16 protein-coding genes are annotated in these 14,162 nt (G+C 70.4%); 9 read left to right on the top strand and 7 right to left on the bottom strand.

Annotated features, from left to right (window positions below; all coding sequences use genetic code 11):
- Window positions 1-21 precede the first annotated feature (21 nt).
- Both ACTOQ2_RS32440 and bldC read left to right on the top strand, forming a co-directional pair.
- Complete coding sequence (locus tag ACTOQ2_RS32440; protein ID WP_362844417.1) at window positions 22-879, top strand: hypothetical protein; 858 nt, start codon at window positions 22-24, stop codon at window positions 877-879.
- Window positions 880-1,197: 318 nt separating this feature from the next.
- Window positions 1,198-1,401 carry a developmental transcriptional regulator BldC gene (gene bldC / locus ACTOQ2_RS32435; RefSeq protein ID WP_013133571.1) on the top strand — a complete coding sequence of 68 codons (204 nt, stop codon included), beginning with the start codon at window positions 1,198-1,200 and terminating at the stop codon, window positions 1,399-1,401.
- Between the two features lie 212 nt (window positions 1,402-1,613).
- On the opposite strand, the gene ACTOQ2_RS32430 is transcribed toward bldC, so the two are convergent.
- A complete protein-coding gene (locus ACTOQ2_RS32430) occupies window positions 1,614-2,336 on the bottom strand; it encodes a TetR/AcrR family transcriptional regulator (protein WP_440104630.1) in 723 nt (240 codons plus the stop codon).
- Between the two features lie 135 nt (window positions 2,337-2,471).
- Here ACTOQ2_RS32430 and ACTOQ2_RS32425 point away from each other — a divergent pair, with 135 nt between their 5' ends.
- The 3 genes from ACTOQ2_RS32425 (at window position 2,472) to ACTOQ2_RS32415 (ending at window position 5,100) form a co-directional block, all read left to right on the top strand.
- Window positions 2,472-3,560, top strand: coding sequence for a LacI family DNA-binding transcriptional regulator (locus ACTOQ2_RS32425; protein WP_440104629.1), 1,089 nt, complete (start codon window positions 2,472-2,474; stop codon window positions 3,558-3,560).
- 122 nt (window positions 3,561-3,682) lie between these two features.
- Window positions 3,683-3,931: a hypothetical protein gene (locus ACTOQ2_RS32420; RefSeq protein WP_362695682.1), complete on the top strand. Its 249-nt coding sequence runs from the start codon at window positions 3,683-3,685 to the stop codon at window positions 3,929-3,931.
- A gap of 242 nt (window positions 3,932-4,173) precedes the next feature.
- Complete coding sequence (locus ACTOQ2_RS32415; RefSeq protein ID WP_440104628.1) at window positions 4,174-5,100, top strand: N-acetylmuramoyl-L-alanine amidase; 927 nt, start codon at window positions 4,174-4,176, stop codon at window positions 5,098-5,100.
- Between the two features lie 20 nt (window positions 5,101-5,120).
- On the opposite strand, the gene ACTOQ2_RS32410 is transcribed toward ACTOQ2_RS32415, so the two are convergent.
- Window positions 5,121-6,656 carry a N,N-dimethylformamidase beta subunit family domain-containing protein gene (locus ACTOQ2_RS32410; RefSeq protein ID WP_440104627.1) on the bottom strand — a complete coding sequence of 512 codons (1,536 nt, stop codon included), beginning with the start codon at window positions 6,654-6,656 and terminating at the stop codon, window positions 5,121-5,123.
- Between the two features lie 131 nt (window positions 6,657-6,787).
- Here ACTOQ2_RS32410 and ACTOQ2_RS32405 point away from each other — a divergent pair, with 131 nt between their 5' ends.
- A complete protein-coding gene (locus ACTOQ2_RS32405) occupies window positions 6,788-8,428 on the top strand; it encodes a beta-N-acetylhexosaminidase (RefSeq protein WP_440104626.1) in 1,641 nt (546 codons plus the stop codon).
- A gap of 194 nt (window positions 8,429-8,622) precedes the next feature.
- On the opposite strand, the gene ACTOQ2_RS32400 is transcribed toward ACTOQ2_RS32405, so the two are convergent.
- From ACTOQ2_RS32400 to ACTOQ2_RS32380, 5 genes are all read right to left on the bottom strand, one after another.
- The gene (locus ACTOQ2_RS32400; RefSeq protein WP_440104625.1) at window positions 8,623-8,826 is read right to left on the bottom strand and encodes a heavy-metal-associated domain-containing protein; all 204 of its coding nucleotides are present in this window, start codon (window positions 8,824-8,826) and stop codon (window positions 8,623-8,625) included.
- A 129-nt stretch (window positions 8,827-8,955) separates the two neighbouring features.
- The gene (locus ACTOQ2_RS32395) at window positions 8,956-10,065 is read right to left on the bottom strand and encodes a quinone-dependent dihydroorotate dehydrogenase (RefSeq protein WP_440104624.1); all 1,110 of its coding nucleotides are present in this window, start codon (window positions 10,063-10,065) and stop codon (window positions 8,956-8,958) included.
- Window positions 10,066-10,076: 11 nt separating this feature from the next.
- Entirely contained in the window at window positions 10,077-10,421 is a 345-nt protein-coding gene (locus ACTOQ2_RS32390) for an STAS domain-containing protein (RefSeq protein WP_440104623.1), read from the bottom strand.
- A complete protein-coding gene (locus ACTOQ2_RS32385; protein ID WP_440072060.1) occupies window positions 10,418-11,125 on the bottom strand; it encodes a GAF and ANTAR domain-containing protein in 708 nt (235 codons plus the stop codon). Before ACTOQ2_RS32385 ends, ACTOQ2_RS32390 begins: the two co-directional genes overlap by 4 nt.
- A 45-nt stretch (window positions 11,126-11,170) precedes the next feature.
- Window positions 11,171-11,641: a GAF domain-containing protein gene (locus ACTOQ2_RS32380; RefSeq protein ID WP_440104622.1), complete on the bottom strand. Its 471-nt coding sequence runs from the start codon at window positions 11,639-11,641 to the stop codon at window positions 11,171-11,173.
- Between the two features lie 185 nt (window positions 11,642-11,826).
- On the opposite strand from ACTOQ2_RS32380, the gene ACTOQ2_RS32375 reads away from it, so the two are divergent.
- From ACTOQ2_RS32375 to ACTOQ2_RS32365, 3 genes are all read left to right on the top strand, one after another.
- Complete coding sequence (locus ACTOQ2_RS32375) at window positions 11,827-12,210, top strand: hypothetical protein (protein ID WP_440104621.1); 384 nt, start codon at window positions 11,827-11,829, stop codon at window positions 12,208-12,210.
- A gap of 261 nt (window positions 12,211-12,471) precedes the next feature.
- Window positions 12,472-13,176: a phosphatase PAP2 family protein gene (locus ACTOQ2_RS32370; protein WP_440104620.1), complete on the top strand. Its 705-nt coding sequence runs from the start codon at window positions 12,472-12,474 to the stop codon at window positions 13,174-13,176.
- A gap of 40 nt (window positions 13,177-13,216) precedes the next feature.
- Window positions 13,217-13,882, top strand: a complete 666-nt coding sequence (locus ACTOQ2_RS32365; RefSeq protein ID WP_440104619.1) for a phosphatase PAP2 family protein — start codon at window positions 13,217-13,219, stop codon at window positions 13,880-13,882.
- Window positions 13,883-14,162: the final 280 nt, after the last annotated feature.

The following is a 14,162-nucleotide window of genomic DNA, read 5'->3' as shown; positions in this document are numbered from 1 at the left end:
CCTTCGTGACACGATGCGGTCGTGCTGCCCTATGCCGCGTACCTCCGCGTCTACGAACCGCTGGTCGCGTTCGCCCCGGCGGAGCGCGTCTCGTGGGCCGCCTACGCCGAGGCGGCCGACCGACCGCGCCGAGCGAGCGCCCTCCACGCCGAACACGGCGAGGCGATGCGACGCCTTCTGGGGGTGCCACCGGCTCCGGCACCCGCCCAGGAGAGCCCCAACGCCTATCTGAGGCGCGTGGAGGAGGTCCTGTACGTCTGCCCGTGGCAGAGCAGGCTGAGGTCCTGGCTCGCCTTCTCACGCTTTCGCGGGGCGACCCCGCCCAAGTTGATGGAGCGTTTCGTGCCACCCGCCGTCGCGGAGCAGACGGCCGACGACTTCGACCGGTTCAAGCGCCGCACCGACTCCGCCGCGCTGCGCACGCACATCCGCGGCTCCACCTGGCACGTTCCGACCTCGTGGTTCGTCCCCTTCGACGGCAACGAGCGCTGGCTGGTCATCGACGGCGGCGAGGGCAAGGGGGGCACGACCACCACGCGCAACCTGATCTACGTCACGTCCATGGCCCACGCCAGGCGCCGCAGCGCCCGCGCCCTGCAGATCATCAGGAGGCAGGTGGGCGAGGTCTCGGTCACCGCCGAGGTCGAGGACGTGGCGCGCTGGCTGGAGGAGTTCCACCCGCATTCGCTGGTCGAGCTCGACTACGGCGGGATCGTCAACCTCATGGACGACGAGACGCTCCAGTCCGACGAATCCGTGGCGGAGCTCGCGGCGGCGCTGACAGGTCTGGAAAAAGGCGAGGAAGAACTGGCGTTCGCCATGTACCAGCGCGTCATCCTCCGCTGGCGATCAATACAACTTCTCGAATCGGCAAACTGAGTCGCAAATCATCCCTTCGACCTGCGTAAGTAGGTCCGTCGATGACCGGGGATGCACCTACGAACTGAGTAGTTTGCCGTTTTCACTGCGATACCACGAAACGTGTCGCTAGAATCACCGAGCGTGACAACAACACGTGCACAAGAGAGATGAGTCGCTCAAAGGCTCGCCAATCGCTCTACGTGGCTGTATGGTCACATCGGGTGATGCCGCATATGGCCCAAACAGCCGCACGCAAGGGCCATAGGCGGACATCCGTGACAAGCGTCAAGTCGCAGGATCGCTGTCGCCGGTCCACATGGAGGAGAGGCCGCACAAATGTCAGCTCGTACACCCGAGGCAGAGCCGCTGCTCACCCCGGCGGAGGTCGCAACCATGTTCCGCGTCGATCCCAAGACCGTGACCCGGTGGGCGAAGGCGGGCAAATTGACGTCCATCCGCACCCTGGGTGGACACCGCCGGTACCGGGAGACTGAGGTTCGCGCGCTGCTCGCGGGGATTCCGCAGCAGCGCTCAGAGTAAGACGGGGGCCGTCACTGACCTAGGGGGATTGGTGCGCGCTCACCCTTTGAGCGTGTAGGCCACACGGGTTTGTGGGGAGCGGCGTCGCCCGCCCGGCGCCGCCCCAGCACGTACCCCGCCCTCCGGCGCGGGCTCCGAACGACCGAGCGCGGGCTCCGAACGACCGAGCGCGGGCTCTGAAGGGCTCGGAAGCACCTTCCAGGGGGGTTCTCTCAGCCGTCCGCCCCGGGCCTCTCCCGGTCCGCAGGGCGGCTCGATCCACCTCTGACCAGGTTGTCCAGCAACTCGCCGACCTGCGAGTCGTGCTCGGCCGCCACGCCGAGCAGCGCCACCATCTGACCGATCAGCATGCACTCCAGCGCCCGCCGCTCGATGTCGCGGCGCTCCAGCCAGTCGAGGCCCGCGGTCTCGACGGAGGCGATCCACGAGCGCAGCGTGACGCGGAGCACGGGGCCCGGCTCCTCGACCCGCATCTGCTTCATGATCAGTTTGAGCAGCCGGTGCCTGACCGCGTCGACGACCTCCCCGATCTCGCCGCTACTGTTGGCGGGACCGCCCTTGAGCAGCGCGGCGAAGCCCGTCGCGTGTTCCTCGACGAAGTCGAAGTAGCGGGTGAGACCCCCGGTCAGCTCGTCCAGCGGTTGTCCGCCCTGAGGTCTGAGCCTCGCCTCCAGCTGGGCCGCGGCGCTCTTCAGCGCGGCGACGTAGAGCTCCTGCTTGCCGCCGAAGTAGTGGTAGACCAGGGCCCGCGACGCGCCGGCCGCGGAGGCCACGTCGTCGATCGACACGTATTCGGCGTCACGCCTGCTGAACAGCTCCAGGGCCGCCGCCATGAGCTCCTCGCGGCGCCGGTCGACGGTGAGCCTGCGCCGCGCCGGTCGCGCGCCGCCCGCCGCGGGTTTTGCCCGTTCGGCGGCTCCGGATGTCGACCCCACACCGCGAAGCCTATCGGAGCCGATCCGCCCGGCGCCGGGGTCAAGATCGGAGTTCCCTTCCGCGCAAGCCGTACCCCATTCGGAACTCGATCGTTTTGAGTGACAGGTGCCCATCCACCATCGCGGGGGAGAGCCATGTCAGGACCGCCGGTCAACACCACCGTCACCCGAGCCCGCGGGTTCGCCGAACCCGTTCTGTCCGAGGGGGGCGGCGGGCCACGCCCGAGACCCACGATCCGCAACGTGGCCGAACGAGCCGGTGTCTCCAAATCACTGGTCTCGCTCGTCCTGCGCGGATCGCCCCACGTCAGCGAGCATCGCAGGCAGGCCGTGCTCCAGGCGGCCAGAGACCTCGGCTACCGGCCCAACGCGGTCGCGCGCAGCCTGGTCGAGGGCCGCACCCACCTGGTCGGGGCGCTCGTCGCCGACCTGCACAACCCGTTCTACGCGGAGTTCCTGGACGGCCTGCAGGAGAGCCTGCACGGTGACGGGCTGAGACTCCTCATCGGCAACAGCCAGTGGGACCCCGCCTTCGAGGACGAGGCGGTCGAGGCGTTCCTCGAGCTGCGCGTCGACGGGCTCGTCCTGCTCGGCATCGCGCCCACCAGCGGGACGCTCATCGAGGCCACCGGCTACACGCCGACCGTGGTGGTGGGCGAGCGCGACATCGACCTCGGCGGCGTGGACATCGTCGTCGACGACGACCAGCTCGGCGCCCGCCTCGCCGTCGACCACCTCGTGGAGCTCGGTCACCGCAGGATCGCCCACATCGAGGCCTCGGGCATCTCCTCCGGGCGCTTCCGGTGCGAGGGCTACCTGGTCGCGATGCGCAGGCACTCCCTGGCGCCGTACATCATGGTCGAGGAGGGCGAGTCCAGCGAGGAGGGTGGCGCGCGTGCGGCCCGCAGCCTGCTCACGCGCGATCCCCGGCCCACAGCGATCTTCGCCGCCAACGACCTGGTCGCCATGGGCGTGCTGTCCGCGGCCGCCGAGCTGGGTCTGCGGGTTCCCGAGGACCTGTCCGTGGTCGGGTACGACAACATCCACCGCGCCGGGACCCAGCCGATCTCGCTGACCACCGTGGACCAGCCGCGCCGCGCCATGGGCCGTTCCGCCGCCGCGCTGCTGAACGACCGGATCGGCGACCCCGGCAAGACCTCGCGCCTGCGCCAGGTCGCGCCGCAGCTGGTCGTACGGCACAGCACGAGTTCCGCCGAACGCTAAAGAGCCTGCCTGGAGCGTTACAGCACGCCCAGGCAGGCTCCATGACCTCCCCAAAACCAGGTCAACATCGTGAACCGCGGCGCGCCGCCGGTGTTGACTCTGGCCGAGACGAGGGGGTAACAATGCGTGATCCGGAACTGGTGTCATGCGCCCAGCGGGCCGCCGCCGAACTCGAGCGGGCGTGGGCGCACTGGCGGGCCGCCCGGGGCCGCAATGGCGACGCCGGGGCTGAGTCCGTGGCCAGCTACGTGGCCCATTCGATCGACCACCCCTGGGGACGGCCTCGCGTGGTCCTCGGGCTGGACGCCGAGGACGCCAGGGAGCTCGCCGCGCTCCTGCAGAAACTGGAGGTCGGCGAGCACGCCTGGTGACGGGCCCACGCCGCCGCCTTCCGTGACGGAAAGCACATTCGACGCTGACGGGAAGGCGCCTCTGACGGGAAGGCGCCTCTGACGGGGAAGCACCTCTGATGGGAAAGCACCTCACGCTTCGTGACAGGCGGGTGACGGGGAAGCACCTCACGCCTCGTGACGGGCGGGCACATATCGCGACAACGGCCGTGTCACGCCCTCAGGCCACGTAAGTTGGATGGTCGACGACTTCCTTGGGGGCGATGAGCGTGACCGGTAAAGCACTCGCGGCGACCCTTGTCCTGTGCGGGCTCGGCGTCGCCGCCTGCGGTGGAACCGCCGCGGGCGCGGACCTCGCGCGAGAGCGCGGGCCCGTCCCTCCCGCGGCCGGAACGGCTGTGACCCCGGCGGCCCCGGCGGCCGGCGGCACCGCCGACACCCTGACCGGCCCGGCGGGCGACGCGGCGGCCGGCGCGGCGGGCGATTCCACCGCGAGTCCCGCCACCGGGCGCGGCGGCGAGGGCCGCGAGCCGCTCAGCGGCAAGGTCGTGGTCATCGACCCCGGCCACAACGGGCAGAACTACCGCCACCCCGCGGAGATCAACAAGAAGGTCAACGTCCTGACCCAGTGGAAGCCCTGCGACACCACCGGCACCGCCACCGCGAACGGCTACAGCGAGGCGGCCTTCACCTGGGACGTCTCCCAGCGTCTGGCCAAGATCCTCAAGAGCCGGGGCGCGACGGTGAAGCTGACCCGCGACAGCAACTCCGGCGTCGGGCCGTGCATCACCCAGCGGGCCGCGATCGGCAACAGGGCGAAGGCGGACGCGGCGATCTCGGTCCACGCAGACGGGGCGAGCGCCGCCGACCACGGCTTCCACGTGATCATGCCGGAGAAGATCGGTGGCCCGGTCGATCCGGTGGTCAAGGCTTCCCAGAGGCTCGGCCTGGACGTGCGGAACGCCTTCAGGCGCGGCACCGGCCTGTCGTACTCCACCTACATCGGCAAGGACGCCCTCGACTACCGCAACGACCTCGGCGGCCTGAACCTCTCCACGGTCCCCAAGATCTTCATCGAGTCCGGCAACATGAGGAACCCCGCCGAGGCGGCCAAGTTCCAGCAGCCGGCGTTCCGGCAGAAGATCGCGCTCTCCCTGGCCAACGGGCTGCAGCAGTACCTGGGGCGGTAAGCCCCCCGGCCCGGCCCGCGTCAGCGGCCCGGCGGGCCGTCCAGGCCCAGGGCTTCGAGGTTGTCGCGGGCCGGGTGGCGGCGCGCGGCCGGGCCCGCGGCGAAGGCGCGCAGGATGTTCCCCGTCGCCTTGCGGACGAAGGCCCCGGCCCGGTCCGTGACGCCGTGGCCGCAGCGGGCACCCCGCATGGCGCACACCCAGCGCATCGTGCCCGAGCTGAACACCGCGGCACCGCTCGGCACGGTGTAGTAGGCGCTGTGCGCGACCGTGGCGCGGCCTCCGCAGTTCACCGGGGACACCGACAGGACCTCCATCGGGCGAGGTACGCCCGCGCCGACCCTGTCGGTCTCCACACCCACCATCCCGGGGAAGGTGGTGCCGCGCCGCACCCCGGTCCCCCTGAAGATCCAGTTGCCGGGCCGCCTGACCACGTAGGCGGACTCGGAGGGAAAGCAGTCGTACATCGGGCCGGTCAGCGAGCTCTCCGGCCTGGCGGTGGCCCGCCACAGGATCGTCCCGGGGTCCTCGGCGGCGTCCTTGTGGCAGACGACCAGGCGGCGCGGGCCCAGGCGCGTCGCGGCGAGGCGGACCCGCCAGTAGACGGCGTTGGCGCCCAGGAAGGCGAGGTTGGTGCCGTGGTCCCGGGCGGCCTCGACGGTGCGGCGCATGCCCGGCGACCAGTACTCGTCGTGCCCCAGGGACACCAGGCCCCTCGCCCCGTCGAGAACGCGCGGGTCGCGGTCCAGGTCCAGGCTCGTGACGTAGGCGAGCGGTACGCCGCGGCGCTCGGCGAGCTCGATGGCCTCGCGTTCCATGTCCAGGAAGAGCCGCGCCCCTGTGGCGTCGTACGGGCGGTCGAAGCTGACCGCCCGGGACCTGTCCCCGAAGCCGCCGGGCCCCTCGTAGAGGCTGCGGCCGCCCCAGCCGTTGTACGCCTGCCAGGTGGTGACCGCGTTGACGACGACCAGGCGCCCCCTGGTGGAGGCGGACCTGACGGTGAGGGGGACGTAGCGCCGTCCCCCGGTGGCGGCGTCCAGCCGGATCAGGTAGGAGCCCTCGGGCCAGCCCGAGGTGTCCACCTCGGGACCGGGTTTCCAGTGGGCGGCGGTCACCGTCCCGGTGGCGGCGATCGTCCTGGGCGGCGCCTGCCTCGTGCCGGGCAGCCCGGCCGCCCGCCAGACCTGCCTGGCCCCCGCTCCGCCGTACCAGCCCATCCGGAAGGCCCTGGCGGTGTAGCGGCCGGCGGTGGTCGAGACGTACAGCCGGAAACGCTCTCCGGGCAGCACGCTCACCCGGTCGGCGAAGCCCTCGATCTCGTGCTCGGCGCCACGTCGGCGCAGCCGCCAGCCGGGATCGCCCTCCCTGGCGTTCTCCGCCCCGGTGGTGCCGGCTCCCTCGGCGCTCCGCACCGCGGAGGAGGACTCCGAGGGAGTGGGCGAGGGCGGGGTGGGGCTCTCGACGGTGGCGGAACACCCGGCGGCCAGCATGATCGCCGCCGGTATCGCCACCAGGGCCGCCAGCGGGGTGCGAGCCGGGTGCCTGGACGCTTGGAACATGAGCAGCAGCATGACCGCGCGAGGGTTCTCCCCCGGCTCTCCCGCGCGGTACTTGGGCGGTTCTTGGTTCCATGTCCGGGCTCGCCAGGGTAAAGGGCTTATTTCTCTGGCGGTTTGGCATGATTTAAGCCATGGACCTCCTGCCGCTTCCCTCCGCTTTCACTCCTGACGGCGGTTTCCTCGGCCTTCCCCACGGGGTCGTCGTCTCCGGTCCCGCCGAACTGGTGGACGCCGTACGCCTCGCGCTCGCCGTGCTCGATCCGCGCCCCGGTGAGGCGGGGACGATCACGGTGGAGCCCGACGCGTCGCTCGGCGCCGAGTCGTACGTCCTGGACGTGACGGACGAGGGCGTGCGGATCGCGGCCGGAGACAGGGCCGGGGCCTTCTACGCGGGCCAGACGCTGCGGCAGCTGCTGCCCGCGGCGGCGTTCCGCGCGGTGGCCGGTGCCGGGGCGAGCTGGAGCGTCCCCCTGGGCCAGGTGCGGGACGCGCCCCGGTTCTCCTGGCGCGGGGTGCACCTGGACGTGGCGCGGCACTTCATGCCCAAGCGCGAGGTGTTCAGGATGGTCGACATCATGGCGGTCCACAAGCTGAACCGCCTCCACCTGCACCTGGTGGACGACCAGGGGTGGCGGGTCGAGAGCCGCCGGCACCCGCGGCTGCACGAGGTGGGCGCGCACCGCCCGCGCACGATCACCAGCTACTACCGGGAGGAGCCGGCCTTCGACGACGTCCCGCACGGCGGCTACTACGCGCTGGAGGACCTCGCCGAGATCGGCGCCTACGCGCGGGCCCGCGCCGTGACGGTCGTGCCCGAGATCGACGTACCGGGACACGCCTCGGCGATCCTCGCCGCCTACCCCGAGTTCGACGCCCGCGCCACCGGCGGCCGCCGGCCCGAGCCCTTCACCGTGCTGGAGCGCTGGGGCATCTCTCCGGCGATCCTGTCCCCGCTGCCGGAGACGGTCGACTTCCTGACCGGCGTGATCGAGGAGATCACCGGGGCGCTGGGCGATACCCCGTACGTCCACATCGGCGGGGACGAGTGCGTGCTCGACGACTGGGCCGCCTCCCCCGAGATCGTCGCGTTCCAGGCGGAGCTGGGACTGGAGAGCGTGAGCGACCTGCACGCCTGGTTCCTGCGCCGGCTGGCGGACGAGCTGGCCGGGCGCGGCAGCAGGGCGGTGGTGTGGGACGAGGCGTTCGTCAGCGGCATGCTCAGGCCCGACACGATCGTGATGCCCTGGCGCGGGCCGGGGGTGGCCAGGCGCGCCGCCGCCGCCGGGCACGACGTGGTGCAGACCCCGGTCTTCCCGCTGTACTTCGACTATGCCGAGGCCTCCTCCGAGGAGGAGCCCGTGGCGATCGGCGACGCGATCACCGTCTCGGACGTCGCGGCCTTCGTCCCGGCGCCGGAGTCATGGACGGCCGGGGAGCGGGAGCGCGTGCTCGGGGCGCAGTTCCAGCTGTGGAGCGAGCGGCTGCCCGACGGGCGCGCGGTGGACTACCGCGCCTGGCCCCGGGGATGTGCGCTGGCCGAGGTCACCTGGTCGGGCTCGGCGGGGAACGGGTTCGACGCCCGGCTGGAGGCGCACCTGGACCGCCTCGACGCGCTCGGCGTCGAGTACCGGCCGCTGACCGGCCCGCGTCCCTGGCAGCGGGGCGGAGCCGGTCACCGGCGCCACCGCCCGGGGGTCGTCAAGGTGGACGAGACCATGAAGCACCTGGAGAAGCTGACCCACGAGGCCGACTCGACCCGTCCCAGCATGTGACCGGTCTCCCGGCCCCTGAGGGGCCGGGACGGCACGGATGACGGGGTGGAGAAGTGTGGTGTCCCGGGCTCCGCGAAGCCGGGTCGGCGCGAGTGACGGGGGTGCGGGGAAGAAGCGGTGTCCCGGGCTCCGGGGGGCCGGGTCGACGCGAGTGACGGGGGTGGAGAAGGGCGGTGTCCCGCGCCGCTCCCCCGTCAGGCGAGAACCTCGTAGCCCGCTTCCTTGACGGCGGCGCGGACGGCCATGTCGTCGAAGGAGTCGCCGGAGACGTCGACACTGCCGGTCTCGAGATCGACGTCGACACCGGTGACGCCCGGGACCTCGCCGACCTCCTCCTTGACCGAACTCACGCAGTGGCCGCAGGTCATACCGGTGACGGTGTATGTGGTCGTGCTCATCGTGCCTCCATGTCCTGAGGTTACCCACCCAGGGTATATCGTGAGCCGCCTTCCGGCCCGATGGGGTGAAGAGTCGGGACTCGCCGCAAAGGTTCGGGCCACGACGATTCCGACCGCGCCGCGACCGGATCAGCTCGCGGGACTCCGGCTCGCGGTACGGCCGATGATCTGGCGGAGGTCGACCACGCCGTGACGGCGGAGGCGGCGGGAGAGGTCGCGGTTCACGCGGTGCGCCCAGAGGGGCCCCTCGTAGATCAACGCGCTGTAGCCCTGGACGAGCGTGGCCCCGGCGAGCAGGCGCTCCCAGACGTCGTCCACGTCCTCGACGCCGCCGACGGAGACGAGCACCAGGCGATCGCCCACCCTGGCGCGCAGCCTGCGCAGGACCTCCAGGGACCGGGCCTTCAGCGGACGCCCCGACAGGCCGCCGCTCTCGCGGCTGTGGTCATGGCCCGCGGGCTCCGCACAGGCCAGTGCCTGCCTGCCGATCGTGGTGTTGGTGGCGATGATGCCGTCGAGCCCGAGGTCCAGGGCCAGGTCGGCGACCGCGTCCACGTCGGCGTCCGCCAGGTCAGGAGCGATCTTGACCAGTAGCGGGGTGCGCTTGGGCGTGGCGTCGGCGACCTCCTTCACCGCGCGCAGCAGCGGGCCCAGCAGCTCCACCGCCTGAAGGTCGCGCAGGCCGGGGGTGTTGGGCGAGCTGACGTTGACGACCAGGTAGTCGGCCAGGGGGGCGAGCTCCCTGGCGCCGGCCACGTAGTCGGCGACGGCCCCCGACTCGGGCACGACCTTCGTCTTGCCGATGTTGACGCCGACGATCGCGGGGACGCCCCGTGGCCTGGCCAACGACCGGGCCGCGGCGGACGCGCCCGCGTTGTTGAAACCCATCCGGTTGATGATCGCCCGGTTTCTCACCAGGCGGAACATCCGGGGTCTGGCGTTGCCCGGCTGGGCATGGGCGGTGATCGTGCCGACCTCGACGTGGCTGAAGCCGAGCGCGGACACGGCCTCGACACAGCCGGCGTCCTTGTCGAAGCCGGCCGCCAGCCCGAACGGGCCGGGAAAGTGCACGCCGAAGGCCTGCACGCGCAGCGCGGGGTCGCGTGGCGCGAGGCGGCGGTGAACCAGCCGCCTGACCACGGGTGTCACCGAGAGGACGCGGAGAGCGCGCACCGCCATGTGGTGCGCGTCCTCGGGGTCGAGGCGGCGGAGGACCTGCGAGAAGACGAATCGATACATCACCGATCAGGTTAGTGCCCCGGTGGGGTGCGGCTCGCGCCGACCGCGCCTCCGGGGTGCCTGATCAGGAGGTACCGGTCGAATTCCAGCAGCCGCAGCAACCGGAGCACCGGCCCTGACGGCCGCACGATGATCATCTCTTGGCCCAGGCCGCGCACGTGTTCGTCGGCCCGCAACAGGGCCCGCGCACCCGCGCAGTCGATGAAGACCACCTGGGCCAGGTCGAGTTCGACCGTCGCCGCGGTGAGCCCACCGAGGACGCGCCACAGTTCGGCGCCCCTGACGGCGTCGAGATCACCGCGAACGGTGATCTCGACCCTGTCCCCGGCGGGTTCGGGCGACGTGAGCAGGATCACCGTATTTCGCCCGCCCCCTCACCAAGCACTTCAGCCGCCAGGTCGGCGACGCGGCGGCGGGTGTCGCGGGCCTGCTTGCGCAGGCCGGTGAAGGCCTGGGTGGCGGTCAGGTCGTGCTTGCCCATCAGGTAACCGATCGCCCGCTCGATGACCACGCGGTAGTCGAGGGCGTACTGGAGCTGGTCGGCCAGGGCGCTCTTCTCCTCGGCGGCCATCGCGGCGGTGAGAAGCTGCTCGATCACGTCCGCGTAGCCGTAGAGCGCCTGGACGTCCGACTCGTCCCACTCGTAAAAAACGGCCTGGTAGACGTTCAGGGTGCCCACCGGCTCGCCGCCAAGACGCACCGGCACCCCGGCCACCGCCCGCACCTCCGGGTGAAGCCGGTCGGCGAGCTTCGGCCAGCGCGGATCGACGCGCACATCACTTGAGGTCACCGCGGAATTCTCCTCGTACGCGGAAACGCACGGCCCCTGGCCGAGATGGAGTTGTGCGCCCTCAAGACTGCGTCCCCGCTCATCGGTGGCGACCAAATAGCGGAGATCTTTACCTTCTTCGGCAAACATCAGCCCCGCACCCGCATATCCGAACAGCGAGTTCACCACATCCACAGCACGCTCCAACTGATGAACTATGCCTGTGGTGGACGAGGTCGTCTGAAGCCTTCTCAGGCTCGCGACCAGCGCTTCCGGATCAATGTGAGTCATACGTGTGGCGCCTTTCAGCGTCGACCTGGTTACTTGACGTGCACACTACGGCTTCCCCGGAAAAGGAGATCTATGAGCCATGGTCTGAAGGACCATCACCATGAGCTCGCCGAGGCGCTCTCCCGTCCGGACTTTCGCGGGCTGCCATTCATGGCTCGTCCGGTCATAAAAATTCAGCGTGCCGATCAACCGCTCCTCCGCCCGCAAAGGCACGGAGAGCACCGCCCGCACCTCCGAGACCCGCGCGGCCACCCCGGGGAACCCGAACGGCCTGGCCGCCCTTAGGTCGTCGACCGCGACGTCCTCCCCCCGGGACAGGGTCTCGATGGCAGGTCCGGCCCCGATCTGCTCCTGGATCAGCTCCAGCCGCCGGCCCTGGTCGTCGGACCCTCCGATCGCCCGCAACCGGTCGTGGTCGTCTATCAGCATGAGGGCCGCCCCGTCGGAACCGAGGACATCGGCGAGAGCGCTCAGGGTACGGTCGACGAGCCGGGAGAATTCAAGGACCTGGGTCATGGGCGGGCTTCCTCCATGTCGAGGTAGCTCCGCGGACACAAGGCGGAATGATCTGCGAATCAGAGCCTAGTGCTGCCCGGCGACTCCGGCCAAGCTGTCCGGCCTCGGCCGGGCGGCCGAGGCCGGACATCACCGTCAATACATCGTTAAGCATTCGGCAAACGACGATTGGCAGGGTAGGCGTTATGACCATCCTGTCACGTTCGGCCATCGCCCGGCGACGGCGCACCCTGGCCAACCTCGTGCTCCGCGACCTCGCCGACACCGGTGACGTCACCGTCCCCGTCTGGTGGGACGAGGAGATCCAGCGGGAGTTCGGCGGGCTGGGCGGTTTCCTCGCCGAGCTGAGCCGCCAGTGGTGGACGGCCTACGCCGCGCACCTGGACGCGCTGATCGAGCTGGGTCTCGACGACCCCTCCCAGGCGTGGGACGACGTCACCGAGCAGATGCCGTGGCTGCGGGCCGTCCTCGACGCCTACACGGACGACGCGGCGCTCGCCGAGGCCGAGCGGCGGCACTGCGACGTCCTGCGCTGGACGACCCGCCGCGAACCCCGGCACGCGGCCTGACACGCTGACACAGGGCATGGGAGGACCCGGAGCCCGGGGTCCCCGCCTCGGCGGCCCGGGATCCCGGCGATTCGCAGCCTCCGCACCCCTGGATTTCCCTGGATTCCGCGCGCCCGGGACCCCGTCGGCCCGATCCCCCACCTGTCGTGCGGGGAATATTCGCGAGGAATCGGGTAGCCATGAACGATGGTCAGATTTGCCGAGGGTAAACCCCAACCTCACAGAAATTCCGATGATCATGCTGCTGACCTGCGCCTGGGGGTGCGCCTGACGATGGCGCTGGCGGCGGTGGCGGTCTTCACGGTGCCGTTCGTGATCCTGCTCGTGCTCGTGAGGACCTCTTTCTCCCCGCTCACGGAGCTCGACGAGAGCATCGCCCTGAGCCTGCACGCCCACGCGCTGGAGAACCCCGGTTACACCACCTTCCTCAGCGTGGGGACCGAGGTGTTCGGTCCCTGGACGTGGCGCGTGCTGGTGGTGCTGACCGCCGTCTGGCTCTGGCGCAGGGGCGCGCCGCGCCTGGCGATCTGGGCGGTCGCCACGATCACCTTCGGCGGCCTGCTGAACCTCGCCCTCAAGATGATCGTCGACCGCGCCAGGCCCGAGCTGCCGGATCCCGTGGCCTGGGCACCCGGCGCCTCCTTCCCCTCCGGGCACGCGATGGGAGCGGCGCTGGGCGCGTGCATCCTCGTGCTCATCCTGCTGCCCTTCCTGCGCGGCACGGCCTCGCGGATCACCGTCTGGGCCGTCGCGGCGGTCATCATGGTGTTCGTGGCGTACACCCGGGTGGCGCTCGGCGTGCACTGGACCAGTGACGTGATCGCGGGGGTCGCGCTGGGCGTGGCGGTCGTGGTGGGGGCGGCGGCGGGCTTCGAGGCCTGGCGCCGGGGAGAGGGCCGCAGGCCCGCCGAACCGCACGTGGAAGGCGTCGAGCCCGAGGCGTTCCGAGGAGGTCGTTCGGGGTAGCTGGCGCGCCATGTCGAAAATGTCGGTGGATTTCAAGGGCGTGACGCGCCTCATCCTGGCGCCACTGGCCATCATGGCCGTACTGACGATCGGCGTCGGACTCCTCATCACCAAGGTCCTGCAGAAGACGACCCTCATCGCGAACGACCAGGGAGTCAACGCGCAGCTGGCCGGAGACCGTACGGCCTACTGGAGTTCGATCACCGATGTGGTGTCGAGCATGTCCGACACCCCGGTGATCATCGCCGGCACCGCGCTGCTGGCCATCGTCTTCCGGCTGGCCTTCAAGCGCTGGAACGAGTCGATCTTCCTGGCGCTGGCGGTCTTCTCGCAGTCGGCGATCTTCCTGCTGGCGACCGTCTTCGCCGAGCGCAAGCGTCCCGCCGTCCAGCACCTCGACCCCGCCCCGCCCACCTCCAGCTTCCCCTCGGGGCACACCAGCGCTGCGGTCGCCTTCTACTGCGGCATCGCCCTGGTGCTGACCATCCACACCCACCGCTACAAGATCCTGAACGTGCTGTGGTGGGTGGTCGGCCTCGGCATTCCCCTGGGCATCGCCTACTCGCGCATGTATCGCGGCATGCATCACCTGAGCGACGTGAGCTGGGGCTTCCTGCTCGGCGTGGTCTGCATCGCGGTGGCGGCCAACGCGCTGCTGTTCCGGTCGGTGATCCAGGAAAAAAAGAAAAAAGTTCTGAGCACGTAACGATCCCCGGCCGCGCCGGGGATCCGGGCGCGGCGAAGATCGCTGGGGCGAGGATCGGCGGGGGTGAGAGAGGGACATTCACCACCCGCCGGGTCGCTTCACATGAGACCGTTGTGAAGCAACACCACCAAGGTTCAACCTGTCACCTCGTGTGGCCCAAAGATCACAATGTGCTACGAAGTAAGATGGAAACCTCGCCGGGAGATTCAAGTCCTCCCGTCGGGGCACGAGCAGCCAGCCGGCCGGACCGAGAGACGTTCGACGGCTACCCTCAAGGAAG

This window comes from Streptosporangium sp. H16, from assembly GCF_051918855.1.
Taxonomy (GTDB): domain Bacteria; phylum Actinomycetota; class Actinomycetes; order Streptosporangiales; family Streptosporangiaceae; genus Streptosporangium.
The sequence above is the reverse complement of the archived record's forward strand: the minus strand, read 5'-3'. Positions and strand labels throughout refer to the sequence as shown.

What these genes read in the sequence shown, in the direction of transcription:
- bldC (WP_013133571.1), top strand. Translation starts at nt 1,198, where the DNA reads ATGTCAGCTCGTACACCCGAGGCAGAGCCGCTGCTCACCCCGGCGGAG.
- ACTOQ2_RS32425 (WP_440104629.1), top strand. Translation starts at nt 2,472, where the DNA reads ATGTCAGGACCGCCGGTCAACACCACCGTCACCCGAGCCCGCGGGTTC.
- ACTOQ2_RS32420 (WP_362695682.1), top strand. Translation starts at nt 3,683, where the DNA reads ATGCGTGATCCGGAACTGGTGTCATGCGCCCAGCGGGCCGCCGCCGAA.
- ACTOQ2_RS32415 (WP_440104628.1), top strand. Translation starts at nt 4,174, where the DNA reads ATGAGCGTGACCGGTAAAGCACTCGCGGCGACCCTTGTCCTGTGCGGG.
- ACTOQ2_RS32410 (WP_440104627.1), bottom strand. Translation starts at nt 6,656, where the DNA reads ATGTTCCAAGCGTCCAGGCACCCGGCTCGCACCCCGCTGGCGGCCCTG.
- ACTOQ2_RS32405 (WP_440104626.1), top strand. Translation starts at nt 6,788, where the DNA reads ATGGACCTCCTGCCGCTTCCCTCCGCTTTCACTCCTGACGGCGGTTTC.
- ACTOQ2_RS32400 (WP_440104625.1), bottom strand. Translation starts at nt 8,826, where the DNA reads ATGAGCACGACCACATACACCGTCACCGGTATGACCTGCGGCCACTGC.
- ACTOQ2_RS32395 (WP_440104624.1), bottom strand. Translation starts at nt 10,065, where the DNA reads ATGTATCGATTCGTCTTCTCGCAGGTCCTCCGCCGCCTCGACCCCGAG.
- ACTOQ2_RS32385 (WP_440072060.1), bottom strand. Translation starts at nt 11,125, where the DNA reads ATGACTCACATTGATCCGGAAGCGCTGGTCGCGAGCCTGAGAAGGCTT.
- ACTOQ2_RS32380 (WP_440104622.1), bottom strand. Translation starts at nt 11,641, where the DNA reads ATGACCCAGGTCCTTGAATTCTCCCGGCTCGTCGACCGTACCCTGAGC.
- ACTOQ2_RS32375 (WP_440104621.1), top strand. Translation starts at nt 11,827, where the DNA reads ATGACCATCCTGTCACGTTCGGCCATCGCCCGGCGACGGCGCACCCTG.